Source organism: Caballeronia insecticola, from assembly GCF_000402035.1.
Classification (GTDB): Bacteria; Pseudomonadota; Gammaproteobacteria; order Burkholderiales; family Burkholderiaceae; genus Caballeronia; species Caballeronia insecticola.
On the sequence record NC_021295.1, the window covers coordinates 118,236 to 143,909 of the forward strand.

22 protein-coding genes and 2 pseudogenes are annotated in these 25,674 nt (G+C 60.2%); 20 read left to right on the forward strand and 4 right to left on the reverse strand.

Annotated features, from left to right (window positions below):
• Window positions 1-116: 116 nt before the first annotated feature.
• From BRPE64_RS30980 to BRPE64_RS30990, 4 genes are all read left to right on the forward strand, one after another.
• Window positions 117-1,796: an ABC-F family ATP-binding cassette domain-containing protein gene (locus BRPE64_RS30980; protein WP_044044084.1), complete on the forward strand. Its 1,680-nt coding sequence runs from the start codon at window positions 117-119 to the stop codon at window positions 1,794-1,796.
• Between the two features lie 815 nt (window positions 1,797-2,611).
• The gene (phaP, locus tag BRPE64_RS32050; protein ID WP_160167954.1) at window positions 2,612-3,172 is read left to right on the forward strand and encodes a TIGR01841 family phasin; all 561 of its coding nucleotides are present in this window, start codon (window positions 2,612-2,614) and stop codon (window positions 3,170-3,172) included.
• A gap of 83 nt (window positions 3,173-3,255) precedes the next feature.
• Entirely contained in the window at window positions 3,256-3,402 is a 147-nt protein-coding gene (locus BRPE64_RS33345; RefSeq protein ID WP_160167955.1) for a hypothetical protein, read from the forward strand.
• Window positions 3,371-4,363, forward strand: coding sequence for an extracellular catalytic domain type 1 short-chain-length polyhydroxyalkanoate depolymerase (locus tag BRPE64_RS30990; protein WP_232519375.1), 993 nt, complete (start codon window positions 3,371-3,373; stop codon window positions 4,361-4,363). Before BRPE64_RS33345 ends, BRPE64_RS30990 begins: the two co-directional genes overlap by 32 nt.
• A 610-nt stretch (window positions 4,364-4,973) precedes the next feature.
• On the opposite strand, the pseudogene BRPE64_RS30995 reads toward BRPE64_RS30990, so the two are convergent.
• Both BRPE64_RS30995 and BRPE64_RS32630 read right to left on the reverse strand, forming a co-directional pair.
• Window positions 4,974-5,846, reverse strand: a pseudogene (locus BRPE64_RS30995) (porin); the annotation flags it as partial.
• Window positions 5,847-6,091: 245 nt separating this feature from the next.
• Complete coding sequence (locus BRPE64_RS32630) at window positions 6,092-6,265, reverse strand: hypothetical protein (protein ID WP_084675920.1); 174 nt, start codon at window positions 6,263-6,265, stop codon at window positions 6,092-6,094.
• A gap of 26 nt (window positions 6,266-6,291) precedes the next feature.
• On the opposite strand from BRPE64_RS32630, the gene BRPE64_RS31000 reads away from it, so the two are divergent.
• The 12 genes from BRPE64_RS31000 (at window position 6,292) to BRPE64_RS31055 (ending at window position 18,959) form a co-directional block, all read left to right on the forward strand.
• The gene (locus BRPE64_RS31000) at window positions 6,292-6,915 is read left to right on the forward strand and encodes a TetR/AcrR family transcriptional regulator (protein ID WP_044044086.1); all 624 of its coding nucleotides are present in this window, start codon (window positions 6,292-6,294) and stop codon (window positions 6,913-6,915) included.
• A gap of 95 nt (window positions 6,916-7,010) precedes the next feature.
• Window positions 7,011-8,186 carry a cytochrome P450 gene (locus tag BRPE64_RS31005; RefSeq protein WP_044044088.1) on the forward strand — a complete coding sequence of 392 codons (1,176 nt, stop codon included), beginning with the start codon at window positions 7,011-7,013 and terminating at the stop codon, window positions 8,184-8,186.
• Window positions 8,186-8,389 carry a ferredoxin gene (locus tag BRPE64_RS31010; protein WP_084675964.1) on the forward strand — a complete coding sequence of 68 codons (204 nt, stop codon included), beginning with the start codon at window positions 8,186-8,188 and terminating at the stop codon, window positions 8,387-8,389. Before BRPE64_RS31005 ends, BRPE64_RS31010 begins: the two co-directional genes overlap by 1 nt.
• Complete coding sequence (locus BRPE64_RS31015; protein WP_044044092.1) at window positions 8,389-9,534, forward strand: NAD(P)/FAD-dependent oxidoreductase; 1,146 nt, start codon at window positions 8,389-8,391, stop codon at window positions 9,532-9,534. The genes BRPE64_RS31010 and BRPE64_RS31015 overlap by 1 nt, the downstream gene beginning before the upstream one ends.
• A gap of 231 nt (window positions 9,535-9,765) precedes the next feature.
• Window positions 9,766-10,830 (forward strand): phosphotriesterase family protein, encoded by a 1,065-nt coding sequence (locus BRPE64_RS31020; RefSeq protein ID WP_232519376.1) that lies wholly within the window; start codon window positions 9,766-9,768, stop codon window positions 10,828-10,830.
• Window positions 10,827-11,804 carry a phosphotriesterase family protein gene (locus tag BRPE64_RS31025; protein WP_044044094.1) on the forward strand — a complete coding sequence of 326 codons (978 nt, stop codon included), beginning with the start codon at window positions 10,827-10,829 and terminating at the stop codon, window positions 11,802-11,804. The genes BRPE64_RS31020 and BRPE64_RS31025 overlap by 4 nt, the downstream gene beginning before the upstream one ends.
• Before the next feature lie 26 nt (window positions 11,805-11,830).
• Entirely contained in the window at window positions 11,831-12,949 is a 1,119-nt protein-coding gene (locus BRPE64_RS31030; RefSeq protein ID WP_044044096.1) for an FAD-dependent oxidoreductase, read from the forward strand.
• Window positions 12,950-12,952: 3 nt separating this feature from the next.
• Window positions 12,953-13,894, forward strand: a complete 942-nt coding sequence (locus BRPE64_RS31035) for an alpha/beta hydrolase (protein WP_044044097.1) — start codon at window positions 12,953-12,955, stop codon at window positions 13,892-13,894.
• Window positions 13,891-14,826, forward strand: coding sequence for an MBL fold metallo-hydrolase (locus tag BRPE64_RS31040; RefSeq protein WP_044044099.1), 936 nt, complete (start codon window positions 13,891-13,893; stop codon window positions 14,824-14,826). The genes BRPE64_RS31035 and BRPE64_RS31040 overlap by 4 nt, the downstream gene beginning before the upstream one ends.
• Window positions 14,823-16,508, forward strand: coding sequence for a CocE/NonD family hydrolase (locus BRPE64_RS31045; protein WP_051180605.1), 1,686 nt, complete (start codon window positions 14,823-14,825; stop codon window positions 16,506-16,508). The genes BRPE64_RS31040 and BRPE64_RS31045 overlap by 4 nt, the downstream gene beginning before the upstream one ends.
• A gap of 323 nt (window positions 16,509-16,831) precedes the next feature.
• Window positions 16,832-17,752, forward strand: a complete 921-nt coding sequence (locus BRPE64_RS31050) for a SphA family protein (protein ID WP_044044101.1) — start codon at window positions 16,832-16,834, stop codon at window positions 17,750-17,752.
• Window positions 17,753-17,765: 13 nt separating this feature from the next.
• A complete protein-coding gene (locus BRPE64_RS31055; RefSeq protein ID WP_044044102.1) occupies window positions 17,766-18,959 on the forward strand; it encodes an MFS transporter in 1,194 nt (397 codons plus the stop codon).
• 671 nt (window positions 18,960-19,630) lie between these two features.
• Here the strand turns inward: BRPE64_RS31055 and BRPE64_RS34100 are convergent.
• Window positions 19,631-19,888: pseudogene (locus BRPE64_RS34100) on the reverse strand (IS110 family transposase); the annotation flags it as partial.
• A 488-nt stretch (window positions 19,889-20,376) separates the two neighbouring features.
• Window positions 20,377-21,282 (reverse strand): LysR family transcriptional regulator, encoded by a 906-nt coding sequence (locus BRPE64_RS31065; protein ID WP_044044104.1) that lies wholly within the window; start codon window positions 21,280-21,282, stop codon window positions 20,377-20,379.
• A 331-nt stretch (window positions 21,283-21,613) separates the two neighbouring features.
• Here BRPE64_RS31065 and BRPE64_RS31070 point away from each other — a divergent pair, with 331 nt between their 5' ends.
• The 4 genes from BRPE64_RS31070 (at window position 21,614) to BRPE64_RS31085 (ending at window position 25,673) form a co-directional block, all read left to right on the forward strand.
• A complete protein-coding gene (locus BRPE64_RS31070) occupies window positions 21,614-22,945 on the forward strand; it encodes an MFS transporter (RefSeq protein ID WP_044044105.1) in 1,332 nt (443 codons plus the stop codon).
• Window positions 22,946-22,999: 54 nt separating this feature from the next.
• The gene (locus BRPE64_RS32165; RefSeq protein ID WP_069915737.1) at window positions 23,000-24,271 is read left to right on the forward strand and encodes an amidase; all 1,272 of its coding nucleotides are present in this window, start codon (window positions 23,000-23,002) and stop codon (window positions 24,269-24,271) included.
• A 14-nt stretch (window positions 24,272-24,285) separates the two neighbouring features.
• Window positions 24,286-24,654 (forward strand): cupin domain-containing protein, encoded by a 369-nt coding sequence (locus BRPE64_RS32635; protein ID WP_084675926.1) that lies wholly within the window; start codon window positions 24,286-24,288, stop codon window positions 24,652-24,654.
• Window positions 24,655-24,737: 83 nt separating this feature from the next.
• A complete protein-coding gene (locus BRPE64_RS31085) occupies window positions 24,738-25,673 on the forward strand; it encodes a LysR substrate-binding domain-containing protein (protein WP_044044108.1) in 936 nt (311 codons plus the stop codon).
• The last annotated feature ends 1 nt before the right edge of the window (window position 25,674 follow it).

Genomic DNA, 25,674 nt, shown 5'->3' on the forward strand with positions numbered 1-25,674 from the left:
GCTCCCCAGCCGAAACGCCCAACCTGGCAACGCCCTGCGCGCTCGTGCGGCCAGAAAAGCGACGGCCCTGTGCGTCCGGTGGGCTATCATGCCTATCCTCTCCGAAGTAGCTCCTTATGATTTCCGTCCGTAATGTCACGCTGCGCCGCGGCGTCAATGTCGTCCTCGACGGCGCGTCCATCACCTTCACCCCTGGCGAAAAGATTGGCCTCGTCGGCCGCAACGGCGCGGGCAAGTCGTCCTTTTTCGGCCTTCTGAACGGCACGCTGCACGAAGATGGCGGCGAATTTTCGATTCCCGCCGCGTGGCGAATGGGCCAGGTCGCACAGGAGATGCCGGAGACCGAACAGAGTGCGACCGACTTCGTCATCGAGGGCGACGTCGGACTGCTGGCCGCGCAGGTCGAGGTGGCGGCCGCCGAGGCCAGCGACGACGGCATGCGCATGGCGCACGCCTACATGGCCCTGCACGACGCCGGTGCACATGATGCCCCCGCGCGTGCCCAGGCGCTGATCCTGGGCCTCGGCTTCACTTCCGCGCAGCTTGACCAGCCGGTCAACAGTTTCTCGGGCGGCTGGCGCATGCGACTGCAACTTGCGCGCGCGCTGATGTGCCCCTCGGACCTGCTGTTGCTCGACGAGCCGACCAATCACCTGGACCTCGACGCGCTGGTCTGGCTGGAAGCGTGGCTCAAGCGCTATCAGGGAACGTTGGTGGTGATCAGCCACGATCGCGAATTCCTCGACGCGGTGACGCAGGTGACGGTGCACGTCGACAACGCCAAGCTGGTGCGTTACGGCGGCAATTACAGCAAGTTCGAAGACATGCGCGCCGAGCAGCTCGTGTTGCAGCAGGCAGCGATGGCCAAGCAGGTCGAAAAGATCGCCCACCTGCAAAAATTCATCGACCGTTTCAAGGCCAAGGCCTCGAAGGCGAAGCAGGCGCAGAGCCGGGTCAAGGCGCTCGAACGCATGGAAAAGATCGCGCCGGTGCTTGCGGACGCGGAGTTCAACTTCGAGTTCAAGGAGCCGCTCAACGTCCCGAACCCGCTGCTGTCGATGCTGGATGCGAGCTTCGGCTATCCGGCGCCAGCCGACGCACCGCCGGGCGCGCCGCCCACCGTCATCGTGCGGGGCATCAACCGGTCCGTGCTGGCCGGACAGCGCATCGGCATTCTTGGCGCCAACGGGCAGGGCAAGTCCACGCTGGTGAAGACGGTGGCGCACGCGCTGGCGCCCATCGCCGGCGAAATCAGCGAAGGCAAGGGCCTGAACATCGGCTACTTCGCGCAGCAGGAACTCGACGTGCTGCGTCCTCTCGACACGCCGATGGAACACATGATCCGCCTGGCCAGAGACGCGCCGGCGCATATGCGAGCGCCCGGCCAGAGTGGCACCGAACAATCGCTGCGCACCTTCCTTGGCACGTTCAACTTCAGTGGCGACACGGTTCATCAGGCAGTCGGCACGATGAGCGGCGGGGAAAAGGCGCGGCTCGTGTTGTGCATGATCGTGTGGCAGCGACCCAATCTGCTGCTGCTCGACGAGCCTACCAACCACCTCGACCTGGCCACACGCGAAGCGCTGGGCATGGCACTCAACGAATTCGAAGGCACCGTGATGCTGGTCAGCCACGACCGGTCCCTGCTGCGCGCGGTATGCGACGAGTTCTGGCTCGTCACCAAGGGTGCCGTTGAGCCCTTCGACGGCGATCTGGACGATTACCAGCAGTTCCTGCGCGACGAAGCCCGCCGCATGCGCGAGCTGGCTGCTGGAGGGCAGGGGGATATCGTCTGAGTTACCTTCTGACGATTCGACTTTTAGATCGGTCGTCATCATCGGCAGAATGAGAAGAAGTGCGCCGGGTTTATTCAGCGCAAGCCGGTACGCGTTCTCGTGCATCCACGGTGCCTGCGCTCAAAGGCAGGCATCGAACAAGCCGATTCGATCCACCAGGAAAGCGGGAGGATTCATGCTGACGCCTCCTTCCGCGAAGTGCCGGCTTGAACGGCTGCCATCGAACAGCTCTCCTCGGTCGTTTCAATGACGGGGCGAGCGACTGTCTTCCCGAACCTCAAGATTCCCCGTCAAACGCGGCGGCAAGATACGGGGACGCAGCAGAAAACTCGACGAGACGTGGCGCGCAGCAGAATCAGCGTTGATTCGGCAGTCTTCGCGACTGTACCTGCGAAAGAAGGTCGCTCGTCCCATTCGACATTTTTGCAACTAATCGTCGAGTCCGCTCGCTTCCTCCCACGGCTGCGCCATCCATGACTGGCTGCCACGCATCCCACGCGGCAGTCTCGCAGTTTTGCGCTCGGTGAGCCGCGAAAATCCGGCCGCAAGCCGTACTGCCGGACAGAGTCGATGAAGGAGTACGGATCGTCACGCATCGCGTTCCTGGCCGCCCCGGGCGGTGCCAGTCGCGGCCCAACTGTGCACGGTTCACCCAATGTGCCGCCGCAACAACGTGGCCCGGTGGGGGACGCGACCCTGAAAATGCGTGCTTGACGCGCAACGAGAGTTCCGTATGATGGACTCATTGCTGCATCGCAGCAAAAGTTCGCGCATCAGGGTGCATGGTTACGGTGAATTCTTTCTTGGAGCGGTCAATGTTTCCTTTTTCTCCTCAGCAGGTCTCGTCGCTTGCCGCAGCAAACTTTCAAAGTTACGTGTCGGCAACGAAGCGGCTTGCCAGCGGTCTCCAGCAACTCGCCGAGTTGAACGTTCAGACGGTGAAGACGGTGTTCGGAGAAGGTGCGTCGGTGCTGAAAGCGGGCACGACCGCCAACCCGGGTGATTTGCTGAGCTGGCAATCGACCCTGTTTGCAGAAATTCCGGAAAAAACGGCGGCCTACACTCGGCACTATTTGACGATCGTTCGCTCCACCCAGGCCGATATTCTGAACGAAACGCGCAAGCAGTACGAACAAAACGGCCTCGACGTAAAAGGTTTTTTCGAGTCGGTGCCCCAGGGACCGATCGGGCTTTTGCTGAACGTCTCTCCGGCATTGGGCGGCGTGGTGAAAGAGTCGACCGAGGTCGTCCTCGATGCGGCGAAGGATGTCGATCAAACCCTGATCGAGGCGAGCGCCGAGGTTGCCGACAGCGCTCAGGGCGCACCCGAAGCCGCCGCACGTTCCGCCAAGGCCGCTTCGAAACGTCAATCCTGAACATTTGGCGTTGCGTATCACTGTCGTTCTAAGCCCGCTTCAGGCGGGCTTTTGATTGTGCTCGACACGAATAAGGAAAATCAATGGACCCCTTCGACGCGCTCGTCTCGACGCGTGACATGCTCTGGTCGCTGATCTCACTCGGCCCCGTAGGGCTCGCGACGCAGTACTTCGTCGATCCGAAGGCGGACGTTTCGAGTGCCGGAATCGGCAATCGCGGCGGCCCCTGAGCGTCATTGCCCTACGGCAAGCCCTCGGTCGGCCACGAATTCGTCACTTCTCGGACGGCTGATTCCGGAAGGGAGCAAGCCTCACTGGCTGAGCAATCGTTTCGAGCACGGCGACAATACGCTTCACTTCAAGCTCTTTGTTCCGAGCAGCTATGACGGCGAACCGATGCCGATGGTCGTGATGCTCCATGGCGCGCAGCAGGACCCCGACGACTTTGCCGCGGGCACCGAAATGAACGCCGCCGCTGAAGCGCAGGGCTACATCGTCGTGTATCCGGAGCAGTCGGAATATGCCAACCCGCTCAGATGCTGGAACTGGTTTCGACCCGCGGACCGGCAGCGCGAGTCGGGCGAAACTGCGATGATTGCCGCCCTGACACGCGAGGTCATGACGATCATCAACGTCGATGAGACACGTGTTTATGTCGCGGGCATGTCTGCGGGCGGGGCGATGGCAATCAATCTGGCTGTGATGTATCCGGACCTCTACGCAGCCGCGGGGAGTCATTCAGGCATGGCGTTCGGCGTCGCGGACGAATCGCTGTCGGCACTCTGCGCGATGAACGACGGACTGGGAAAATGCCGCCTGCCCGCCAGGTCTGGCGACGACGTTCAACCTCGCGCGGTACCGCTGATCGTCTTTCACGGCGATCTGGACGACACCGTGCATCCGCGTAACAGCGACCAAATCGTTGCGATGAGCCGACAGTTGTCCGGCGGACACGACGACGGAAAGCCGCTCGCGCTTACGCACGTCGAGCGCGACGCAAGCGGCCTCAGCCATACGCGCCATGTGTTTTACGATGCAGATGGCGCTCCCGACGGCGAACAATGGATCGTCCACGGGCTCGGTCACGCATGGTCGGGCGGAAGCCCTGCCGGCACTCACACGGATGCTCGCGGTCCACACGCAAGCAAAGAAATCATTCGATTCTTCGGCCAACATTCTCTTGCCAGGTAACGGCTCGAACTCGCGACGGTCGATTGTCTGATTCGCTTCGCCGCTGGACGGACCGGTGCCAGGTCCGGCCAGCGGCGCAAGACGCGACACGCGGCGGCTCAGTCGAGCATCGAAATCCTGTTATAGCCAGGTGTCAGACGTCGTTGACGCCGATCCTGCTCCAACGCGCCGTATGCGCGTCCCGTCCTCTGCTCGTTGCCATCCCTGCAAGGCCCTTGGCGCCGTCGTGCATCGAGCGCCGAAAGGCACTCGCACGCCTCGAAGCCCGTTCGTTCTGCGGCTATCCATGACTCCGTTTCTCTCATGTCTTTGTTTCGAGAGGAAAGATACGGCATCCGTGTCGTTTGATTGGAAGCGTCTGGACGCTGAAAAAAAGCAGGTCATGAGGCCGACCCCGTGCTTCGACATCGACAGCTTCCACGGGGAATTCACCGCTCGACGGCGCAGGGAGCATCGGCATCGATCCTGCATCCATGCGGCGCTTTTCAATCGTCCCGGCAGAGCCGATTGCGTTGGCGTAAGGCAGTCGGGGAGAAGGCCCCCGTCGCCTTCCGCCTGATGCCTTGAGGCGACATCGGGCCAAGCCATCGCGCGCTGACCAGATTCGAAATCAGAATCGCGTACGGACGCCGACCGTACCCACTACCTGATTCGCCGTCGAAGAAGCGCCGCCCGACGTGTTGATGAATGCAACGTACTGCGCGCCAATCGCATGCTGATACATGGCTTCGGCGTAGACATCGGTGCGTTTCGAGAACGAGTAGATTGCCTGGAAGTTGATCTGATTGAACTTGGGATCCGCGCCGAAGGTTCGGCTGTTGGCGGCATGGCCGTCGGTGTAAGTGTCGGCAATGCCAAGACTGACGGCCGGCGTCAGCGCATATTTCGCGTTCAATTCATAGTTGTTGAAGCTCATGGCGCCGTTGACCGAATTGAAGGCAGTGGTGCCCTGATAAACGCTTCGGGTGAACACGAAACCGATAAGCGCGGGCCCATATGCATAGTTGGCGCCCGCACCCAGGACCCACTGGCGCGACGCGCCCACCACGAACCCGCCGTTTCCGTTCGCCGTCGATTCAGCCACGTCTATGGCGCCTGCCGTATTCGTCGTGCTGTTCGATCCATTGATCTGCAGATAACCGACCGCCACGTTGAACGGGCCGTAGCTGTAACTGCCGCCCGCGCTGTAGGCGCGGTTAAGCGAAAAATCGGTATTGTTCGAGAACGCGTACAAGGCGCCGAACTTGAAGCCCGCATACGTGCTGCTCATGTACTTCACCGCATTGCTCATGCGCACCGAGTGATTCAGGTTGTCGTTATCGAACGGATGGGCGAAGCCGGTGTCGCCGAAAGTGCCCGCTGTGGCCGACAATGGGGCGACGAAGTCCACCAGCGAATCATATTGACGCCCGAGCGTCACCGCGCCGTAGTCAGCCGACGCGATGCCCACATAGGCTTGTCTGCCGAACTCGCGTCCGTCCTTTTCTCGTCTGCCGGCCATCCTGGATCGCGAAATCTATGCATCGGCCGCGCTTGTCGGCGCGAGCGCGCAGGTTCTATTCTCCTACGCGCACTGGACGCAATGGTGGACGCCATGGTTGGCCACTTTCCTGTGCGTCGCCATTCGGCTCGCTTCGCTTCGTTTCGGCTGGGGCTTGCCGGTGTCTCGTCGAAGGCGCTAGTGTGATTTGCGACGACGAATAAGGCGTGCCGCGGCATACAAGCGCTTCAGTCGATGTCCACCCGATCTCGGTGCGCATCGGGATCCTGTTGCCTCTGCAGGTCCACGGCGACGTCGATGCTCATGTCCTCCTGGCCTCCCACCATTCTGCGTTCGCCCGGGTCGACGAAGACGTCAACCGTCTTGCTTCTTGTGATCGGTAAGTGAGGGTTGTCGAGCATCACTGATTGGCGTTATCGTTGCCGCCATGACAAAGGAACGCAAAAACCAAAGAGAAATTCAGAAGGAGGCGACTCGACAGCGCATCCTTTCAACGGCGCTTGAATTGTTCGTTTCGCGCGGCTACGTGGTAACTACGGTCGATGACATTGCCGCCGCCGCCAAGACCACGCGCGTCACTTTCTATTCTCACTTCGAGTCGCGCCGCGAACTGATGCGCGCTTTGATTCACGAACTCGACGGCATCCTTGAGCGGCGTGAGGAACCCGGGCGCAACTCCACCGCGAGCCTGCTAGTGGCGGTGGTACGCGAGGGCTCACGCGAAAAACTCGGTGGCTGGCTGCGTGACCAGGCCGCGCGCTGGCCGTTGATTAAACCCTATGTGCTGGCGGCAACCGAGGCTTCCGCTGTCGATGCTGAAATGCGTGCGCTCCTTCGCGGCTGGATTGAAGAGGTGGTGGCAGACATTCGCGAGGGTCTGGATGCAGCCAACCGCTATGAGCCGAACACGCGGCATTTCCGCGGCGAACTGGCATTTGTCGCGCTCGACCAAACCGCGCTCTCATGGATGCGCGGGGATCTGGATCTGACCGCCGAACCGGCCCTCGAGGTACTGACCGAATTGTGGTGGAAATTGCTAGGCGCACCTTGATTCGGGGATTACCCTATCAAGGTGCGTTTTGGCTTTACACGATGTAAAGCGAAATACATACTCCATGCCATGATCAACGACGTGGAGCATGGCCTGTGACTAGCGTCCCCCAATCCGGCATCGACCTTTGGGCCGACGATGTGCTCGTCGATCCCTACCCGGCCTACCGGGCATTGCGCGAGCTCGGCGAAGTCGTCTATCTCACGCACTCGAAACTCTACGCCCTGACCGGCTACGACGTTATCAAGGACGCGCTGGCCGACCCGACGCGCTTTTCTTCCGCTCAGGGCGTCGGCTTCAACGACGGCGTGAACCACGCGTTGCAGGGAACCTCGCTTGCTTCCGATCCGCCAGAGCACACCCAGTTGCGCGCCGCACTTTCCGAGAACCTCACGCCACGGGCACTGCGTGGTCTAGGCGAGCAGATCAAGGCCAATGCGCAGGCACTTGTGGCTCACCTGGTCGAGCAGCAGTCCTTTGATGCGATCGACGACATCGCCCGGCGCTTTCCGATCGGTGTTGTCGCCGACCTTGTCGGCTTCCAGGGTGACGCCAGGGCGAATATGCTCCGCTGGGGGCAGGCCGCGATGGAAGTTATCGGGCCGATGAATCGGCGCACAGCAGAGAATTTCCCGATTGCGGGCGAACTTTACGGCTACTGCTCGCAGATCACTCAGGACGCGCTCACCCCCGGCTCCGTAGGCTGGGGTGTCTTCGAGGCGGAGAGGAAAGGGATCGTCCCTGAAGGCGCCGCCCGCCACATCATTCACCAATATCTAGGCGCTGGCCTTGATACGACACTTGCCGCGATCGGCAACACCGTCGCTCTCTTCGGGCGCTTTCCGGAAGAGTTTGCGAAAGTTCGTGACGATCTCTCGCTCGTTCCTTCGGCCTTCAACGAGGTGCTGCGTTATTACTCACCGGTCCATGTGTGGAGCCGCGTTGCGACGCAAGAGGTGAAGGTGGGGAACGTGAAGATCCCGGACGGCTCGCGTATTGCGATCATTCTGGGAGCAGGCAACCACGACGCGCGCCATTATAGGGACCCTGAAGTCTTCGACGTTACGCGCAACCCGATAGACCATCTGTCCTTCGGCTATGGCCCGCATGGATGCGCCGGTCAAGGCCTTGCTCGCATGGAGGGTGCAGCGATCATCGAGGCGCTTGCAACTCAAATCAAATCGTTTCGCATCGGCGAAGTCGCTCGCGCGCCGAGCAATGTCACGGTGTCGTTCGACACAGTTCCTGTCCTGGAGTTGGAGGCCGTATGATCAAACTGATTCTTGATCGCCCTCGTTGCGAAGGACACGGTCTGTGCGAAGAGGTGGCCGCACAGCTTCTTCACATCGACGACGAAGGCTATGCCGCCATCGATGTGAACGAGATCAGTGAGGCGGTCCTGGCGACCGCTCAGGCTGCGGCGCGCGTCTGCCCGGTAGCCGCGCTCAAGCTCGTCGATGACGAGGCGACTTAATGAGCATCCTTCGAGATTCCCTACGCGATATCGTAGTGGTGGGCAGTGGCATCGCGGGTTTGACCGCTTGCGACACGCTTCGCGCCGAAGGTTTCGATGGCCGAATCACGGTAATCGGCGACGAAGCGGTTGCGCCGTACAGCCGTCCTGCCTTGTCCAAGGCCATGCTACGCGACGAGGATGATCTAACCTCGCACTTGTTGCCAGAGGCGACGCACGGGGCGATCGAACGGCGCGGCATCGCTGCCGTTGGTCTCGACGTGGATCGGCAGCGCGTGCGGCTCGCGGACGGCGATGAAGTGCCGTACGACGCGCTGATTATCTCCACCGGCACGCGAGCCAGACGTCTAACCCCTGGTAGTCGTAGCGACGAATACACCGTGCGCACGCTCGCCGATGCATTGGCGCTGCGGGCACGACTCGCTTCGAGGCCTTCGGTCGTAGTGGTGGGCGGTGGTCCGCTCGGCATGGAGATCGCATCCGGCGCAATCGGGGCGGGATGTGCAACGACGCTCGTCGCCAAAGGCACGCCGCTCGCTGCGCATCTCGGCGCATTGCTCGCGGCGCGGTTTCACGATGCTGCTGTTGCGCAGGGCCTCAAGATTGTCGCCACTGACTCCGCGAAGCTTGTGATGCGCGACGGTGCATCCGTGGTGGCGCTTGGCGACGGCACGGTGATCGAAGCGCAGGTGATCGTCTCCGCTGTCGGCGACGCCCCCAACGTCGAGTGGCTCGCCACCACCGGGTTACTTACTGGCGGCGCGCTCGTGGTGGACCGGCGCGGCTTGGTTCGCCCGAACATTGCGGCCGTAGGAGACGTCGCTGCGTTCCCGCACGCGGGGCGCGTCGCACGTGTTCCGCTGTGGACGAGTGCCATCGATCAAGCGAAAGTGGCCGCCGCCGCGCTCCTCAGGCTGGATGCTCCCGAACTCGCGTTCCAGCAGTACTTCTGGACAGAGGCTTTTGGTATCTCTCTAAAGGCCATTGGACCAACACCGGTTGCGGGTGAGGCGGAAATCGTGGAAGGCACCGGCGAGCAGGGGTTGCTTCGCTGGCGGCAAGCGGACGGTAGGGCGACTGCCGTTGCGCTTGACTATCGCGTTCCGATCCCGAAGCTGCGTCGCGTGACTACGTGCAGCGTGTAGCCGGCAGGCATTGGCGATAAATTCTCGAAGATTTAAATAAAGCAACACGTAATTACATAGTCGTACAAAACATTCCGAATCGACTTTCGACCGATAGCTTCCTCTTTTGGCCCATGAATTGGCATAACAAAGAACATTGTTTTTATCAGATCGGAGAGATTGTTTTGAGTGAGATGACCGTTTCTACTGTTGATGGCGTGCATCGCGCCCCATCGCCTACAGGAGGCGTACATGTGTGTTAAACACAGTCAGGGTGCTCTCGAACCCTTGCCGCCTTTTACGTCCCTCATCCTTGATCCTCCCAAAGACGAAGGCGTCAATCCAACCCGTGTCAATACTGTGCTCGGCCCTGTCGATGCCCGGCAGCTTGGCATCACGCTGTTCAGCGAATCGCTGCTGTGCGTGCTGCCCGGAGCTCAGTATGCGTACGACATCAGGATTGATCGCGCCGAAGTGTTCGACGTGATAGCCGCCAAACTAACGGCGTTCAAGTCGGCAGGCGGGGGCACGATCGTCGATGCGACTGGCATGTTCCAAGGGCGCGATCTGCGCCTGTACGAAGCGCTGTCCCGTGCCACCGGCGTTCATATCGTCGCTTCCACGGGCCAAGGGCCGGAGTTCATGTTGGGCGGATATTTTCTGACGCCGCAGACCAATCCTCCCACGCCCTGGCCGGCCAGCAAGTTCGCCGAGTTGTTCGGGCGAGAGGTGAATGAAGGCATGGTGGTTCCTCGCCGGGAGCGACGTGCTCCGGCCGGAATGGTCGTCACGGCGGTCTCCCACAGCGGCATGACGCCTACCGATAGCAGCCTGGTGCGCGGGGCAGCACGTGCCGGGGAAACCTACGGGGTGCCCGTGTTGGTCCGTTGCGGCGCCGACGCCGTGGCCGACATGCAACTGGCCATCGACGAAGCTCTCGCGCCGGAACGCATTGTCATGGGCGGAATGGATCGCCGTGACGCCGTTGTCAACGGCTGGCCCATGGTCGTGGCGCGCGCGGGTGCCCGGGTGGGCATCGACCACATTGGTTCGAGCGACGCGCTCTACGTCAGCGATTCTGAACGGGTGGCATTGATCGTCGAAGTGATCAACGCAGGCTATGCCGATCGAATTCTTCTGTCGGCCAGTGCCACCGGGGTGGCATTCGGTGAACCTGGTAACGACATTCCCTACAGCGATGTGCTGACGAAGTTCGTGCCCATGCTCCAAGCGGCAGGGGTTTCCCAGGAGCACATCGCACAGTTGCTGATCACGAACACCGCGCATCTGCTGAGCGTAAACGGGGAAGTCAAATGACACGTGTGAATACGGTATTGGGCACGATCGCGGCTTCGGAGCTCGGGTTTGTCGCAATTCATGAGCATATCGGCTACGGCATGCCGGGTTGCGAACTCGACAGCAAGTGGTGGAAGACGCCGGAACAGCGCTATGAAGAGACGGTGCCGAAGCTGCGCCAGTTTCACGAGAACACGAAGCCGTGGGGTGCCGCGACCTTCGTGGAAGCCACCGGTATCTGCAATGGTCGCGATATCGACTATTACAAGTCCCTGTCCGACAAGACGGGCGTGCACATTGTCGCCAGCACGGGTTTTGTTGGTGGCGACACGGCATTGCCGTTCTTCGAGCGTGCGAGCGTCGAGTATCTGACCGACCAGTTCGTCCATGAGATCAGCGTCGGTATCGGTGACACCGGCGCCAAGGCCGGGATCATCAAGGTCGGCGTCAGTCGTGGCTTCAAGATGAAGGAGCTCGACCTGCGCATCTATCGCGCCGCGGCACGTGCCTCGCGGATCACCGGCGCGCCGATCTTCACTCATCTCGCGGTCGACTCCTCGCCGGCGTTGAATATCTTTGCCGAAGAGGGACTGCCTTGCCACAGGGTGTTGTTCGGACATGCCGATGATGGCGTGAGTCAGGGCTTGATCAACGAGAAAGCCCTTCTGGATGCGGGCGCGCGGATCGGCTTCGATACCTTCGGCTACGACCTCGAATTGCCCGACCCGCCTTTCTGGGGCCGCCACCGTCAGGAGCGTCTCCAGCACTTCCTGAGATTCCTCAACAGTGGCTTGGTCAAGCAGGTCCTTGCATCGGCGGATGCGAACTGCTCACCGCTGGGCTGGCCTGGCGTGAAAGGCCACACGGTGAATTATCTGTTCGAGCAGCTCATACCGGATCTGCACGCCGAAGGTATCGAAGACGCGCTCATCGACCAGTTGTTCGTTCGTAACACGGCCGAGTTTCTGACTCTGACGCCGATCTCCAATCAGTGACACGAACCCGATCAAAGAGACGCATCATGACATCGAGCACTTTGAAGGATCTGAATATCGCCGTTATCGGCGCCGGGTACGCCGGTGCGACCGCAGCGCTGGCGCTCAGCCAACTGGGCGCGACGGTCACGGTGTACGAGCAGGCGCAGGAGATCAAGGAAGTCGGGGCGGGGATTGGACTGCGTCCCTCCACGATGGACCAGTTCCGCAAGCTCGGCATCTTCGACCGTATCGCCGCCGTGACCTCGCCGAGCGACTGCTTTGAGATTCTGAGCGCTCACGGTCAGCGGATCGCGATGGAGGAATGGCCCGAAAAACAGGCCTTCGGTGCCAGCACGCATTTCGTGCACCGTGGCGACTTCATCGAGACGTTGCTGGGCACGCTTCCCGCAGGCATGGTGAAGCTGGACCACCGTCTCAGCCGAATCACCAGCAACGGCGACGGCGCGACAGCGATCTTCGAAAACGGCGTGACGGTGAACGCCGATCTGATCGTCGGCGCCGACGGCATCCGCTCGCAGGTGCGCAAGCATCTGTTCGGCGACCACCCCCCCGTATTTGCCGGCGAACACGCCTATCGCGCGGTCATCCCGGCGGCGGATACGTTCGGCCTGGTGGCCGACGGCAACCTTCGCATGTACGTAGGGCACGGCACCAAGATCTATCTGTTGCCGCTCCACCATCGCAACGAGGTGTCGTTCGATGTCACTTGTCTTGCGACCGACTCCACGCCGGCGCCCGCCGTCAGCAAGACCGAGTTGATGAACGTGGTGGCGGGTTTCGATGCGCAGTTGAAGGCCATCGCAGAGGGGCTCGACATGAGCAAGGTGAACCTGCGAGCCGTCTATGACATCGACCCGGTTCCCCTCTGGCATTCCAGATCGGTGGTGCTGATCGGCGATGCGGCTCATGCGATGCTGCACCACCAGGGGCAGGGTGCGAACTCGGCCGTCCTGGATGCCGGTGCGCTTGCCGAGAAACTCCGGGAGGCCGATTCGATTGCCGAAGCACTTGCGCAATTCCAGGCGAGCCGCAAGCCGGTCACCGATGAACTGCAGCGCCTGTCGCGCCAGGGTTGGAGCGAAGACGAGGTCCAGAGTGTCTTTCCCAACCAGCATCAGGGCGAGATCGCCGCAAGGAGCTAAATCATGGCACTCCATCCTGCAGTTGCCGCGTTCATCGCTTCGCTGCCGCCTCCGCCGCCGGGACCGCTCGATCCTCAGGCCATGCGCGCGGCGGACGAGAGCCACGTTCCTCCGCCGGAGAAGCGGCTTCCCGTGCACTCCGTGTTCGACCGGAACCTGTCCACGTCTGCCGGTGAAATTCCCGTGCGCATCTACAAGCCGACGGCCGCGGGCGTCCATCCGGTGCTGGTTTATTTCCACGGTGGCGCGTTCTTTCTTGGCAGCCTCGATACCCACGATCATGTTGCGCGCGCGCTGGCCGACGCCACGCAGTCTGTCGTCGTTTCGGTCGGCTATCGGCTCGCTCCCGAGCATGCGTATCCAGCGGGCCTGAACGACTGCTACGCCGTGGTCCGGTGGATAGAACAGCATGGTCGCGGCCCGAGCGAGGACATCGGCTGGGACGGCCGCACCCTGGTCGTGGCCGGTGACAGTTCAGGCGCCAACTTCGCGGCTGCGGTCGCCACGATGGCCGTCGACGCGGGTCTGACATGTATTACGCATCAGGTGCTCTATTACCCGTCGCTCGATCTCGACTTCAATGTCGAGCGTTACGCGTCGCTGAAGAGCAACGCCGTCGGCAATGGACTGGAAACCGCAATGCTGAAGCCATTCAATGCGTTCTACCTCGATAGCGGTGCGAACCCCGCTGACCCGCTCGTGTCGCCCATCAAGCGACAGGATCTTTCCGGGCTGCCGCCGGCACTCATCGTCACGGCGGAATGCGATCCTCTTCGTGACGAAGGCGAGTTGTATGGTCAGAAGCTGGAGCAGGCAGGCGTTCCTGCCACGATCCGCCGCTACGAATCGGCTGCGCATGGATTTGTCCAGCACTTCTCCTGGCTGCCCGAGTTCCAAGGTGTGTTCGCCGAGACCGCTGACTTCATCAGGAATGTAAAGCGATGAGCACGGTCGATATCCAGCCACTGTTTTCGCAGTGGGGGAGGTTCGGCCTCTACAGCTTTTTCATCGACGGAAGCGAGCCGGCGATTGTCGATACCGGCATCGCCGCATCGCCGGCGGAAGGCATTGCACCAGCCCTGAGGAAATTGGGGCGGCGCATCGAAGATGTGCGCTGGATTCTTCTTACACACGGTCACATCGATCACATCGGCGGGGCGCACGCATTATGGGAGCTGACTGGCCGCAAAGCCAAGGTCGTCATCCACGAGGCAGATGCACCGTTCCTGCGTTCACGCCGAACCCATGTCGAAGAATATCTGGCAGCGCGTGGCCGATATATCGACGATCCGGAAGGGGAGGCGAAGCTCACGGCGGCCTGTGAGGTCGCCATTTCCGGCGAGATGGAACCGCATCAGGTGGTTCGCCATGGCGACAAGTTATCGCTTGGGCCGGACGTGACGATCACGGTGCACTCCGTGCCGGGTCACACGGCAGGTTCGGTGGCGTATGTAGTGGAAGGGCAGGGCGATGTCTTCGTCGGCGATGCCGTGCAGATTCACGGTGCAGCCAACGGATTTCCGAGTTATGCCGATCCGGATGCGTATCGCGCCAGCCTGTTGCACCTTCGCGACCACGTCAGACCGAACCGCCTGTTTCTCGGCCATCCCTATCGCAGCCAGGGTGCGGAGTCGCCGGGCGTGGTGCTGGACCGCAAACAGGCAGCGGCCAGCATTCAGGAAAGCCTCGGCATCGAGGCGAGGGTGCGCGCCGCCACTGAGCAATTCGGCCTCGACGGCACGGCTGTTGCCACGGCTCCCTGTTCGCCCTTTTGCTGTATCGCGCATCACTTGCGCTACGACGGCGACCCGACCCTGGAACCCTCGCCATTCTTTACCACGATGCACGGTTACTTTCACAAGGGCTATCGCTCATGATGGTTGTACACAAAGATTTGCGCGTGCCGATGCGCGACGGCATTCATCTGGCGGCCGACGCCTACCATGCGCCGGGCGATATGCCGCGTCCGGCGCTGGTCGCGCTAAGCCCTTACGGCAAGGAGTTGCAGGCGCTTGCGCTCTCCATTCCTCCTCAGAAGCGTCCTTCTCCGTTGTGGGACGGATGCATCGAGGCGGGCGACATCGCGCGCGTGGTGAAGGAGGGCTACGTACACGTGATCGGCGACGTACGCGGCTCCGGCGCTTCAGAGGGCGAGCACATCGGCAACTACAACGCCGGCGGCGTTCCACTGGGGCAGGATGCCTACGATTTCATCGAGTGGGTCGCCGCGCAGCCATGGTGCAACGGCGTGGTCGGGATGATCGGAATTTCCTACTTCGGCTCGATGCAGATCTTCGCTGCGGCCGAACGGCCTCCGCATCTCAAGGCAATTTTCGTCAGCGGCGGGCACTTCGATTTTTATGAAACGACCTATCACGGCGGTGTCATGTGGTTCATGCCGCGTGCCGCACGAGAGGGCCGTGGCGGCGACTCGGGCTGGGCTTTCACGCAGCGGCACAAGTCTCGCATGCTGGCGACCTGCTCCGAGGAGGAAATCAAGCGGCGCGTGGCCGAGCGACTAGCCGACCCCGACGTGGCGGCCTGGCCCAACCTCGTGCATCTGCTGAATTATCCGATTCACCACGAGTCCTGGTTCGACATCGTCATGAATCATCTCGATGGCGAGTGGTACGAAGAGCAGAACCCGATCAATTTGGCCAGAAACATCGATATCCCCGTGTACTTGCAGATCAACCAGGGCCGCGGCTGGACCGTAGACGGAACGATCGAGCTCTTCGATGTGCTGAAAGGCCCGAAGAAACTGGAGATCGGACCCTATCCGCCGATGCAGACACGCCCCTGGATCGATGACCACGACACCATGTTCCGCTGGTACGACTACTGGCTGAAGGGCATCGACAACGGGATCATGGACGAGGCAGCGGTGAAGGTGCATGTCGAAGGCAGCCGCACATGGATGACGGCCGATCATTGGCCCGTCACGCCAGTCGAATACAGGCCATTGTACTTGCGTACCCGTGGCAAGCTGGCGTTCGAGCCGGAGCCCCTGCACATGGAGCACGCGCATCCGGAAGGCTTTTATCAGGCGCCACTGACTATCGTGGACAAGGTCGAGAAGCTGATGTGGTCCACGGAACCGTTCCAGGCCGCGACATCGGTCCATGGCGTGGGCGCTGCGCATCTCCATGTAGCCATTGACCAGGACGATACGAATCTGATCCTGCGCGTGTGGGACGAGGCGCCGACCGGCAAACGCCAGCTTGTCACGACAGGCTTCCTCAAGGCATCGCATCGCGAACTCGATGAACGATCCAGCGAAGGCAACCCATATCACCCACACACACGCAGTGTGCCTGTCGATCCCGGCGTGATCAATGAATACGTCGTGCGGCTCTACCCCTTCGCGAATGAATTCAAGGCCGGCCACAAGCTGGTCGTCGAGCTCATGTGCAACGAGCCGCTGGTGGACGAGCACAATTCGCTGTTGCCGCCCGATGCATTTCATCTCCCTGTTGGACGGGCAGTGACGCACACGATCTATCGGGATGCGACGCATCTGTCGCGGCTCGTGCTGCCGTTTGCGTCAGCCCGAACTTAAGCGAAGGTTTGCTGGCGCACGAGGATACAGCCGCTTTCTCGCCAGCCCGGCCGTAACCGAAAGGGTCCCATGCGCACTTGTCCGAGTGCGAAGAGACCCGGTTTGAAGCCGGATCACGATATCCGACCCACTGCATCACGAAGGCGTCCGTCGCTCCGTCAAGAATCGATTGGGCGAGCGTTAAGGGAAGATGTTTCAGCGAATGGATTCATAAAAATTAAGTAGTCCGACTATATTCAGGAGACAGAATGAAAAAGGGGATCGATTTTCAAAGCAGGATGCGGCGATCCATAAGAGTCGTTGTTGGAGCGACCCTCGCTGCGATGTCATGTTGGGGGCAGGCATCGACGTATCAGCCGGCGGGCATCGATCTCGGCGCGACCACGTTCAATGATGCGTTCGGCAGTACGGAGCCGGGCTGGACGTCGATCCAGCTCTTGCAGTACAAGCACAACACCCGGTTCTATACCAACACCGGCGCGCAAAGCTCCGTCTTCAAGGACGCGCAACTCAATGCGTTCGTGTGGATGCCGCAGATGGTCTACACGTCGCCGATTCGCGTCCTGGGGGGCGCACTCGGGTTCACGGCGATGCTGCCGGTTACGTCGTTGAACGCACACTCGACTGAATTCAATCCTTATGCGCCGACGCTGACCGCGCGTTCGGGCTTCGGCGACATTACGTTCGGCCCGTTTTTGCAGATGGCGCCCGTGATCAGCGAAGGTCGTCCAGTCTTCGTGCAGCGTTTCGAGTTCGATGTGATCGCGCCAACCGGCGCCTACGATCCGAACAAGCTCGTCAATCCGAGTTCGGGCTTCTGGTCGCTGAACCCGTACTGGTCGGTGACCGTTTTGCCTACGCCGAAGACGGAAGTGTCGGTGCGCATGCACTACCTGTACAACTTGAAGAACACCAATCCGGGAATCAACAATCCGTTTGAAGTCCCGGGCATGGTGAACTTTCAGGCCGGTCAGGCAGTGTGGGCCAACTTTGCAGCTTCTTACAAGGTCTTGCCGCACCTCAATGTCGGCCTGAACGGCTTCTGGTTCCGCCAGATCACGGATGACCGTGTCAACGGGGCAAGCCAGGCTGCCGCCCGCACGACGAACCTGTCGCTGGGCCCCGGCGCTGAGTGGACGATCGATCGCAATAACTTCGTATTCGCGAATCTGTATTTCCCGGTGGTGGAGCGCAACACCTACTCCGGCACTCACGTGAACCTGCGCTGGATTCATGCGTTCTGACTCGGAGACCACCATGCAGAAGGTACTCGACTTATCTCGAATCGAAAGTGCTCCAGGAATAGTGACGCTGATGATTTCCCACTGTGCAGGCATGCTGGATCTGGTCGCACTGCCGTTGTGGGTCGGTACGTTGATCGCCCATTACCGGTTCAATCCTCAACAGGCAGGCACGCTGCCGACGCTGTTTCTGATCGGAGCATCATTGTCCAGCGTAGTGTGTGCCTCTCGTGTCAACCGCGTGAACGCAAAGCTGACTGTGGTGACCGGCTTTGCTCTTGCGGCTCTGGCATTTGCGCTGTGCTTCCGCCAAACGAGCATGGGCACGCTGGTGCCCCTGCACTTTGCCGGTGGCCTCGCGGTTGGAGCCGCGTTGAGCGCTACGCACGGTACGATCGGGCATGCACTCAATCCTCATCGTGTATTTGCATGGGCCGGGCTGGCCATTGGCCTATTCGGTATCGTCTTTCTCGGCGGAACGCCAGGCGTACTAGCGAGGTTCGGAGGGGCAACGCTGTTTATCGTTTTTGCTGGAGTCATGGGGATAGCGGCCGTGGCGGCACTGCTGTTCTTCCCGCGTCCGAGCCGGCGGATTGTGGCGGATCGCGACGGATCTCCCGTGAGCGTGCAGCCGCTGGCCCGGGCGGTCTGGTATTCGATTGCCGGAATCGCATTGCTCGCGATGACTCAGGCCATGACATTGAGCTTCTACGAGCGAATCGGCATGTCACGCGGATTCGGCCGCGAACTGGTGACGCTGGCGCTGGTGATCTACGGCATCGTCACGCTTTTTCCGGCGCCGTTGGCGGGTTTGCTCGAAAAGCGGATCAAGGCGACAACAGTCATTTCGATCGGACCGATCATGCAGGCTGTGTGCGCCATGATCGTGACGCACACCTCGACTTACTCGTTGTTCGCGGCGTCAGGAGCGCTGATGGCATTCACGATTCTGTTCACGCACACCTATGCCTTCGGCCTGCTTGCGCGACTCGATGTTACCGGGCGGGCGGTGGCCGCAACGCCAGCAATGCTTATGGTAGGCGCTGCAATCGCTCCTTTCCTCGGCGGGACGCTAGTCGAATTTATCGGTTTCAGTGCGATTGGCTATGCTGCCATCGTCCTCGTAGCAATGGAACTGGTGTTGTTCAATTTGACGCGTCGGGCTGTGCGGGGTGGATCATCGGTCGAACAGGTTCCGGCGGCGATTTAGCCACGCGTCCAATTTGTGGAGTGAATGTCCGGCGTTCAAAATTCGCTGGCAAGATGTTCACTCCCAATCCTATTCATGCTCGACGAGACCGTTCTAGTTACCATTATAGAAATTCGCCTGGACACCTTTTCGCGAACGGGGGCGCAGTAGATTGGGGTGAACGTCTGTAGCGAGGAGATCGTGTGCAGGCCGGCGCGCCCCTTGAACGACTGTTGCACACCGAGAGCTGCCCAAGGTGTGCTAGTCGGCCGACCGGTCGCTGAGAGTCGTGTACCGAAGTTGGCGCGGCGGTCGCATTCACCCGGCGACGCACGTACTGCGTACTTCGGTTTTCCGTGTGCGCGCAGGTACTTCGACAGCGCCTCGAAATAGCTGAAGGTCAACTCGGTCGCGGTGAAGTGCAGCGTCATCAGCCGTCCGGCGGCGTCATCGATGAACACCAGCAGCGTGCATTGCGGCGCTCGCTCTTCAAACCAGTGATGTTCGCTGCCGTCGATCTGAATCAGCTCACCCAGGCACGCGCGCCGATCACGCGGCTGGTGAAGGCTGGGCGGGCGCTGCTTGCGGGGAACCCAGAGTCCTGCGGCCGTCATCAACGTTCGCACGATCTCGACAGCCCGTCTGATGCCGTGGCACTCCCGCAACTTCTCGCACGCCAGGATGGGTCCGAAGTTTGATTTCACGAAGGGCCGGACGAACTGGGCCGCGATGAGTCGCACGTTGTGACCAAGGCGTGCCAGCACACGGGCCCAGTGATGTGCGCTGCCACAGGCTTCCATGACGACACGGCTTGCAGGCCGGTTGAAGAAGAACGGCACGAGCTGCGCGCGTTTGAGTACCTTGCTGTGAATCGCGCCGGTATCAGGCTCGACATAGTGAATCTGGAAATCGCGCTTGGCCAGGTCGATGGCAATGATCGCGGGTTCCATCCGGTTCTCCTTGACGGCGGACTGCCGAACCAACAATGTCGCACGCTAACGAGCAGCACCTACGGCGTCTGGCTGCCCGCTTGAGGCGGGAGGCGACCATTCCATCTACTTGGCAGAACGCGAGATTGAACTTGGGACCTACAAACAAAAAGTCGCTAATTCCTTTATGTCAACACCAAACGATAATTGCATATGCGTTGTCGCGCGCCGCAAAGAATCTGCATAACGTGTTCGGAGTTTGCACTATCTTGCGCGTCCGCCCGCAGTCAGTACCCCTGCGCCAGCAGGAACATCTGACGGTCCGACGCCTTCGCTGTGCTTCTTCCGTGAAATGCGACTCGGTCACCTTGGTGACTTGATGAGTGATTGCCGTCACGTTGCCGGCGGGGTCGAGCATCGGCGCGTTGATCGCAACGCACCAATGCGACTCGTACCCATCGCAGGATTTACGAGGTCGTAGCGCCGGCCTGGCACGGCGCTCAGTCGCCTCATTCTTTGAGTCGCGCGGCTTCCGGTCCACAAAGTGTGTCCACGAGATCAACAAGATGCCGGTTGCCCACCAGTGTCCCTTTGCGAAAGCAGACGCGGTGATGACGGGCGGCCCAAGGGTCTGTCAACTTCACGACGGTGACATTTCCCTGCTGGCGTTCGCTTATCGCGGATTGCGGCACAATGCTGATGCCGGCGCCCGACCCAACCAGTCGCATCACCGCGTCGAAACTCGCGACTTGCACCCGTACGTCGAGGCGGCCGCCAAGGGCCGCAGCCTGACTCATGAGGTAGGTGTGAAGCGCCGATCCATTTTGCTGGCATATCCACGGCTCGCCGAAACACTCGGTGAAGCGCACGGCGCTGCGCCGGCTGAGCCGGCTACCTGACGGCACCACCACGACGAACCGATCTTCGCGATAGGGCAGGAACTCGAGATCGGGATGGTCGGAATCGACCGCCACCACACCGAGGTCGGCGCGACCCTGCAATACCGCCACGATGATGTCGGTTCCGAGCCGCTCTTCCAGTGTGATGCGAACTGACGGATGTGCAGCGAAGAAGCGGGCGAGGTCGTCGGGGAGATAGAAGTTGACGACATTGTTGTTCGCGAACAAGGTCAGATGCGTCGTCAACCCGAGGGCATAGGGCGAGAGATCCGCGTGCATCTGCTCGAGCCGGGCCACACAATGTCGCACGTGTTCGAGCATCACGTTACCGGCCGCGGTCAGGGCAACTCCCCGCGCCTGCCGCACGAAAAGGGCGACGCCCAATGCCTCTTCCAGTTTCTTCAGCCGAAGACTGGCGGATGACGGGGCGAGATGAACACGGGCTGCGCCACGCGAAAGACTGCCCTCTTCGGCGATGGCGAGGAACGTTCGCAAATCAACCAGATCGTAGTGCATTGTTTTCGTACTTGACGAATCGTGAAAGGTAGTGCGGGTGCCGAATCCCGCTCTAAAGCGGGCTTCATTGTAGGAGAGGTTTCGCGTATCGCAAAACCTTCCGTTGCGAAAACTCGATTGTTATTGGGCGCGGTGAGGTCGAAACTCAAGTCCACGCCGTCAAATTCGATTATCCGACGCGAGTTGGCGCGAGAAGGCGACAAACTCGAAACGCGCGTATCCGGATCCAAACCAGGACGAGCCGATTCAGTCAAAACACGCTGACTTTCGACTTTTGATCGAAAGAGTAACGCAGCATCCAGACGGTCTGGTCATCAATTAGAGGTATCGAATGCCTGCTCACCACATGTCCGCCACCGAGATGGCAGAGCGTCATACGCTAAGAAAAATATCATGGCGCATTATCCCGTTCTTGCTCATTTGCTACATGATGGCGATTATCGACAGAGGGAATGTCGGAATGGCATCGTTGCAGATGAATGCCGATCTCGGACTTACGGCTCAGGCGTTTGGCTTTGGAAGTAGTCTGTTTTTTATTTCCAACTTCGCTTGCGAAGTTCCGAGCAGTTTAGCGCTCAAGCGCTTTGGCGCACGCAAGTGGATTGCGCGAATCATGCTTACCTGGGGGGCTGTCACGCTGCTTACGGCCTGGATTACCTCAGCAAATATGTTCTATCTGGCGAGGTTTCTTCTAGGGGCCGCTGAAGCCGGCTTTTTCCCCGGCGTGCTGCTCTACCTCACCTATTGGATTCCGCGGCAGTATCGCGGATGGACCGGCGCCATCTTTATGGCCGGTATCCCGGTTTCCAACGTCATTGGCTCTCCGATATCTGCAGCACTGCTGCAAATGGACGGGACGCTTGGACTTCGCGGCTGGCATTGGCTCTTCATTCTCGAAGGTGTCACGACAATATCGCTCGGCTTGGCGTGCCTTGTCTGGCTCGTCGACAAACCCAAGGAAGCGAAGTGGCTCTTGCCGGCTGAGAACGCCTGGCTGGAAGAAAAATTTGCTTTCGAGACCAAGGCTGTCAAGCAGGTTGCTCCGGAAACGCATTGGAAAACCATGCTGAACAGGCACATACTATGCCTCGCTCTCGTCGATGCCAGCTCGACCGGCGCCAGCGTTACTCTGGCGGTATGGCAGCCGCAGTTGCTCAAATCGCTGGGCTTGACGGTGAGTCAGACCGGGATTTTGAACGCGATACCTTACGCTCTCGGCGTGGTGGCGATGATCTTCTGGGGACGCCGATCGGACCGCCGAAAGGAGCGCTTCTGGCACACGGTTATTCCTATTGGACTCATTGCAGCAGGAAGTGTCGCGATCTGTTTCTCCCATTCGCTATACACAATCATGATTGGACTTTCCTGTGTCATGGTTGGCGCATATTCAGAAAAACCTACGTTTTGGGCACTTGCCTCGTCGGTGCTCTCGAATCGAGTGGCCGCTGTCGGATTGGCAACGATAAATGCGGTGTCGATCCTGGTCGGCGGAGGTCTCATGGTTTCTGTCTACGGATGGATCAAGCAGGCGACGGGGAGTTACGCTTTGTCGATGCTCCCTTTCGCCGGTTTGGCCGCGGTGAGTATCGTCGCTCTAATGTTTGTCCACCGAGGTACGACGCCAGACAGCGCCTATGTTTCCTCTCAAGCGGCTGAGGCGTGAAGTCGTTATTTTCAACCGGGCGCGTAGTCCATGAAGTGGTGAAAGGGAAAAAGCATGATTGCTGTGCCGAAGCATCGTAGTGATGCAAGAAAGAATAATCTCCTGCAGCAAGGGCTTTCAGGCGCCTTTGTTAGCGACGGGTTCAAGTCGTTGCCGTATGTTCCGACAGTGAAATCGCGTTTGCTCGGTGGCTTGCGACTCGCCGTAAAAGACGTATTTCAAGTTCAGGGCCTACGAACGGGAGCCGGCAATCCCGAGTGGCACAAAGAACAGGCCAAATCCGGCTATACGGCATTTGCCGTCGATGCGTTGCTCGGCGCAGGGGCCGAGTGGATAGGGAAAACCGTTACGGATGAACTCGCTTTTAGTCTGGCGGGAACTAACCTCCACTATGGCACGCCGATCAACCCTGCGTGTCCCGATCGACTACCCGGTGGGTCTTCCTCGGGATCGGCGGTTGCAGTTGCGGCAGGACATGCCGACATCGGTCTGGCAACGGATTGCGGCGGTTCGGCGCGATTGCCCGGAAGCTACTGCGGAGTCTGGGGCATGCGCCCGTCGCAAGGGCTGGTCGGCGGGGTTTCCGGATTCGCACTGGCACCGAGCTTCGACACCGTGGGATGGTTTGCACGCACGGGCGAAGTAATGGAGCATGTTCTCGATGTTTTGTCTCCCGATAAACCGGGAGTGGAAAGTTGCGAGTGGCTCGGATCGTCTGACGCGAGCGATGTATGTGATCCGCGAGTCCGGCACGCATACAACGATCTGATTCGAACTCTGAAAGATGAGGCTCCGGTGAACTGGTTGCCTCGCGGCGCCTTGCCCCTGAAGGACTGGGCTGTTGCTCATCGAACAATGCAGGGCGCAGAAATCTGGTCCCAACACGGTGAGTGGGTCAAGTGTAGGGGACAGGCTTTGGCGCCTTTCATACGAGAAAGGTTTGCCGCGATTTCCAGACTGAATTTTGCCGATGTTCGAGAGGCCGATCGGCTTCGACATCGCGCCCGATCCGAAATGGCGTCAATGCTTGGCGAAAAGGGCGTCTTGATCGTGCCCACCACACCCGATATTGCGCCATTGCTCGGTTCGACCGCGGAGGCACTCGTCGACATCCGCGAACGCTCGCATCAGTTGCTGGCTCCTGCCGGGCTGGCAGGTTTGCCGCAAGTGACTTTGCCGTGGACGACGGTGAACAATGCGCCGGTAGGCTTGTCGGTTATCGGTGGCCGGGGGTTCGACCGGCAGGTGTTGCGCGCTGCAATAAGGCTGGAAGAAATCATCCGTGGTCGACAGGGTGAGTCCGACGCGCGAAGGTTGAATGATTAGTCAAGGAGTCGAACATGAAATCCAGTGAGAATCGCGTTGAATCCGACGCAGTCGCGCCCGGTCAATATAAGACTGATCATAAGAAGCGATTGGTGGAAACGCCGACGTTTCGTGTAACTGAGTTCCAGGCAAGTGCCGGTCAAGAGAGCCCGTGGCATTTTCATACTCAGATTTCGGATCTTTTCTATGTCGTCGACGGACGCATGGAAGTGCTGCTGGCGAGTCCGAGCGAGCTTGTCGAACTTGGTTCTGGACAGTGCTATCAAGTTGCCGCCGGTCGAACGCATAAATTCCGCGTGATTGGAAGTGAGAAGGTGAGTTATCTGCTCGTTCAGGGTGTGGGTGAGTTCGATTTCATCCCGGTAAAAGTGGACGAAAAATAGTTCGGTCGAGACCGCACGAGTACAGCGCAGGCTTCGGCCGTTCGCCGCTGGCAAGCGCTATCGAATCAGGCCAGTTTCCGCCCATGACCCTGCAGCAACTTCGAGATTTCACGGCGATCGTGGCCCACGGTGGAGTGCGGGCTGCGGCTCGCGAACTGGGCGTCTCCCAGGCCGGACTCACGAAGAGCGTTGCTCGACTTGAGGAAGCAACGCAAGCCGAACTTTTTCTGCGCACATCTCGCGGAATCACCCTCACTGCCGTCGGCGAGACACTGTTGCAACATGCATTGGCCATCCTTCGCGAGTGCGATCGGGCCGAGTCGAGCTTGATCCAGTTGAGGGGCGATCTGGCAGGCAAAGTCGAGCTTGGGGTCTCGCCGGTCGCGTCACTGCATCTGCTGCCGGCGGTCACTGCGGAGTTTTTGCGCCGGTATCCTCTGGGCCAACTCAGCGTAGTCCAGGGGATGTCGCATTCGCTGGTACCGATGATCCGCTCGGGTCATCTGGACGTCGCGGTATCGTCGCTGCCCGATGCGTTCGATACGACCGGCCTCAACACGATACCGCTCTTTCCTACCGAACCTGTGGTCGTCGGACGCAAGAGCCATCCGCTTGCCAACAGCCGTTCGGTGAATGACTTGCTCGATTGCCATTGGATGGAGAGCGGAATGACGGATCGATTCGGCGCGCCCGGCAGCAGCGTCGGCGCGATGTTCTCGGAGGCAGGATTCGGTAAGCCGAGGATCGCCGTCGTTTGCGACTCTTTGTCAGACACCATATTGCTCGTAACGAAGAGCGATCTTCTGTCGGTACTGCCCGCGGCGATCTTTACTCAGAACTTCCTGCAGTCCGGGCTGGTTGTCCTGCCGATCGAGAGACCGCTCAAAACTTTCCCCACCGCGGTCATTCATCGGGCAACGCCGCCTCTCTCGCCTCTCGCCGTGAGCCTGGTCGGGATGCTGGTTTCCTACGCGAAAATCAGGACCAAGGTGGGAAGCCTGCCGGCGAACAAGTCCTGAT

Coding starts and splice junctions, on each gene's coding strand:
- BRPE64_RS30980 (WP_044044084.1), top strand. CDS start 117: ATGATTTCCGTCCGTAATGTCACGCTGCGCCGCGGCGTCAATGTCGTC.
- phaP (WP_160167954.1), top strand. CDS start 2,612: ATGTTTCCTTTTTCTCCTCAGCAGGTCTCGTCGCTTGCCGCAGCAAAC.
- BRPE64_RS33345 (WP_160167955.1), top strand. CDS start 3,256: ATGGACCCCTTCGACGCGCTCGTCTCGACGCGTGACATGCTCTGGTCG.
- BRPE64_RS32630 (WP_084675920.1), bottom strand. CDS start 6,265: ATGCTCGACAACCCTCACTTACCGATCACAAGAAGCAAGACGGTTGAC.
- BRPE64_RS31000 (WP_044044086.1), top strand. CDS start 6,292: ATGACAAAGGAACGCAAAAACCAAAGAGAAATTCAGAAGGAGGCGACT.
- BRPE64_RS31015 (WP_044044092.1), top strand. CDS start 8,389: ATGAGCATCCTTCGAGATTCCCTACGCGATATCGTAGTGGTGGGCAGT.
- BRPE64_RS31020 (WP_232519376.1), top strand. CDS start 9,766: ATGTGTGTTAAACACAGTCAGGGTGCTCTCGAACCCTTGCCGCCTTTT.
- BRPE64_RS31025 (WP_044044094.1), top strand. CDS start 10,827: ATGACACGTGTGAATACGGTATTGGGCACGATCGCGGCTTCGGAGCTC.
- BRPE64_RS31030 (WP_044044096.1), top strand. CDS start 11,831: ATGACATCGAGCACTTTGAAGGATCTGAATATCGCCGTTATCGGCGCC.
- BRPE64_RS31035 (WP_044044097.1), top strand. CDS start 12,953: ATGGCACTCCATCCTGCAGTTGCCGCGTTCATCGCTTCGCTGCCGCCT.
- BRPE64_RS31040 (WP_044044099.1), top strand. CDS start 13,891: ATGAGCACGGTCGATATCCAGCCACTGTTTTCGCAGTGGGGGAGGTTC.
- BRPE64_RS31045 (WP_051180605.1), top strand. CDS start 14,823: ATGATGGTTGTACACAAAGATTTGCGCGTGCCGATGCGCGACGGCATT.
- BRPE64_RS31050 (WP_044044101.1), top strand. CDS start 16,832: ATGTCATGTTGGGGGCAGGCATCGACGTATCAGCCGGCGGGCATCGAT.
- BRPE64_RS31055 (WP_044044102.1), top strand. CDS start 17,766: ATGCAGAAGGTACTCGACTTATCTCGAATCGAAAGTGCTCCAGGAATA.
- BRPE64_RS31065 (WP_044044104.1), bottom strand. CDS start 21,282: ATGCACTACGATCTGGTTGATTTGCGAACGTTCCTCGCCATCGCCGAA.
- BRPE64_RS31070 (WP_044044105.1), top strand. CDS start 21,614: ATGCCTGCTCACCACATGTCCGCCACCGAGATGGCAGAGCGTCATACG.
- BRPE64_RS32165 (WP_069915737.1), top strand. CDS start 23,000: ATGATTGCTGTGCCGAAGCATCGTAGTGATGCAAGAAAGAATAATCTC.
- BRPE64_RS32635 (WP_084675926.1), top strand. CDS start 24,286: ATGAAATCCAGTGAGAATCGCGTTGAATCCGACGCAGTCGCGCCCGGT.
- BRPE64_RS31085 (WP_044044108.1), top strand. CDS start 24,738: ATGACCCTGCAGCAACTTCGAGATTTCACGGCGATCGTGGCCCACGGT.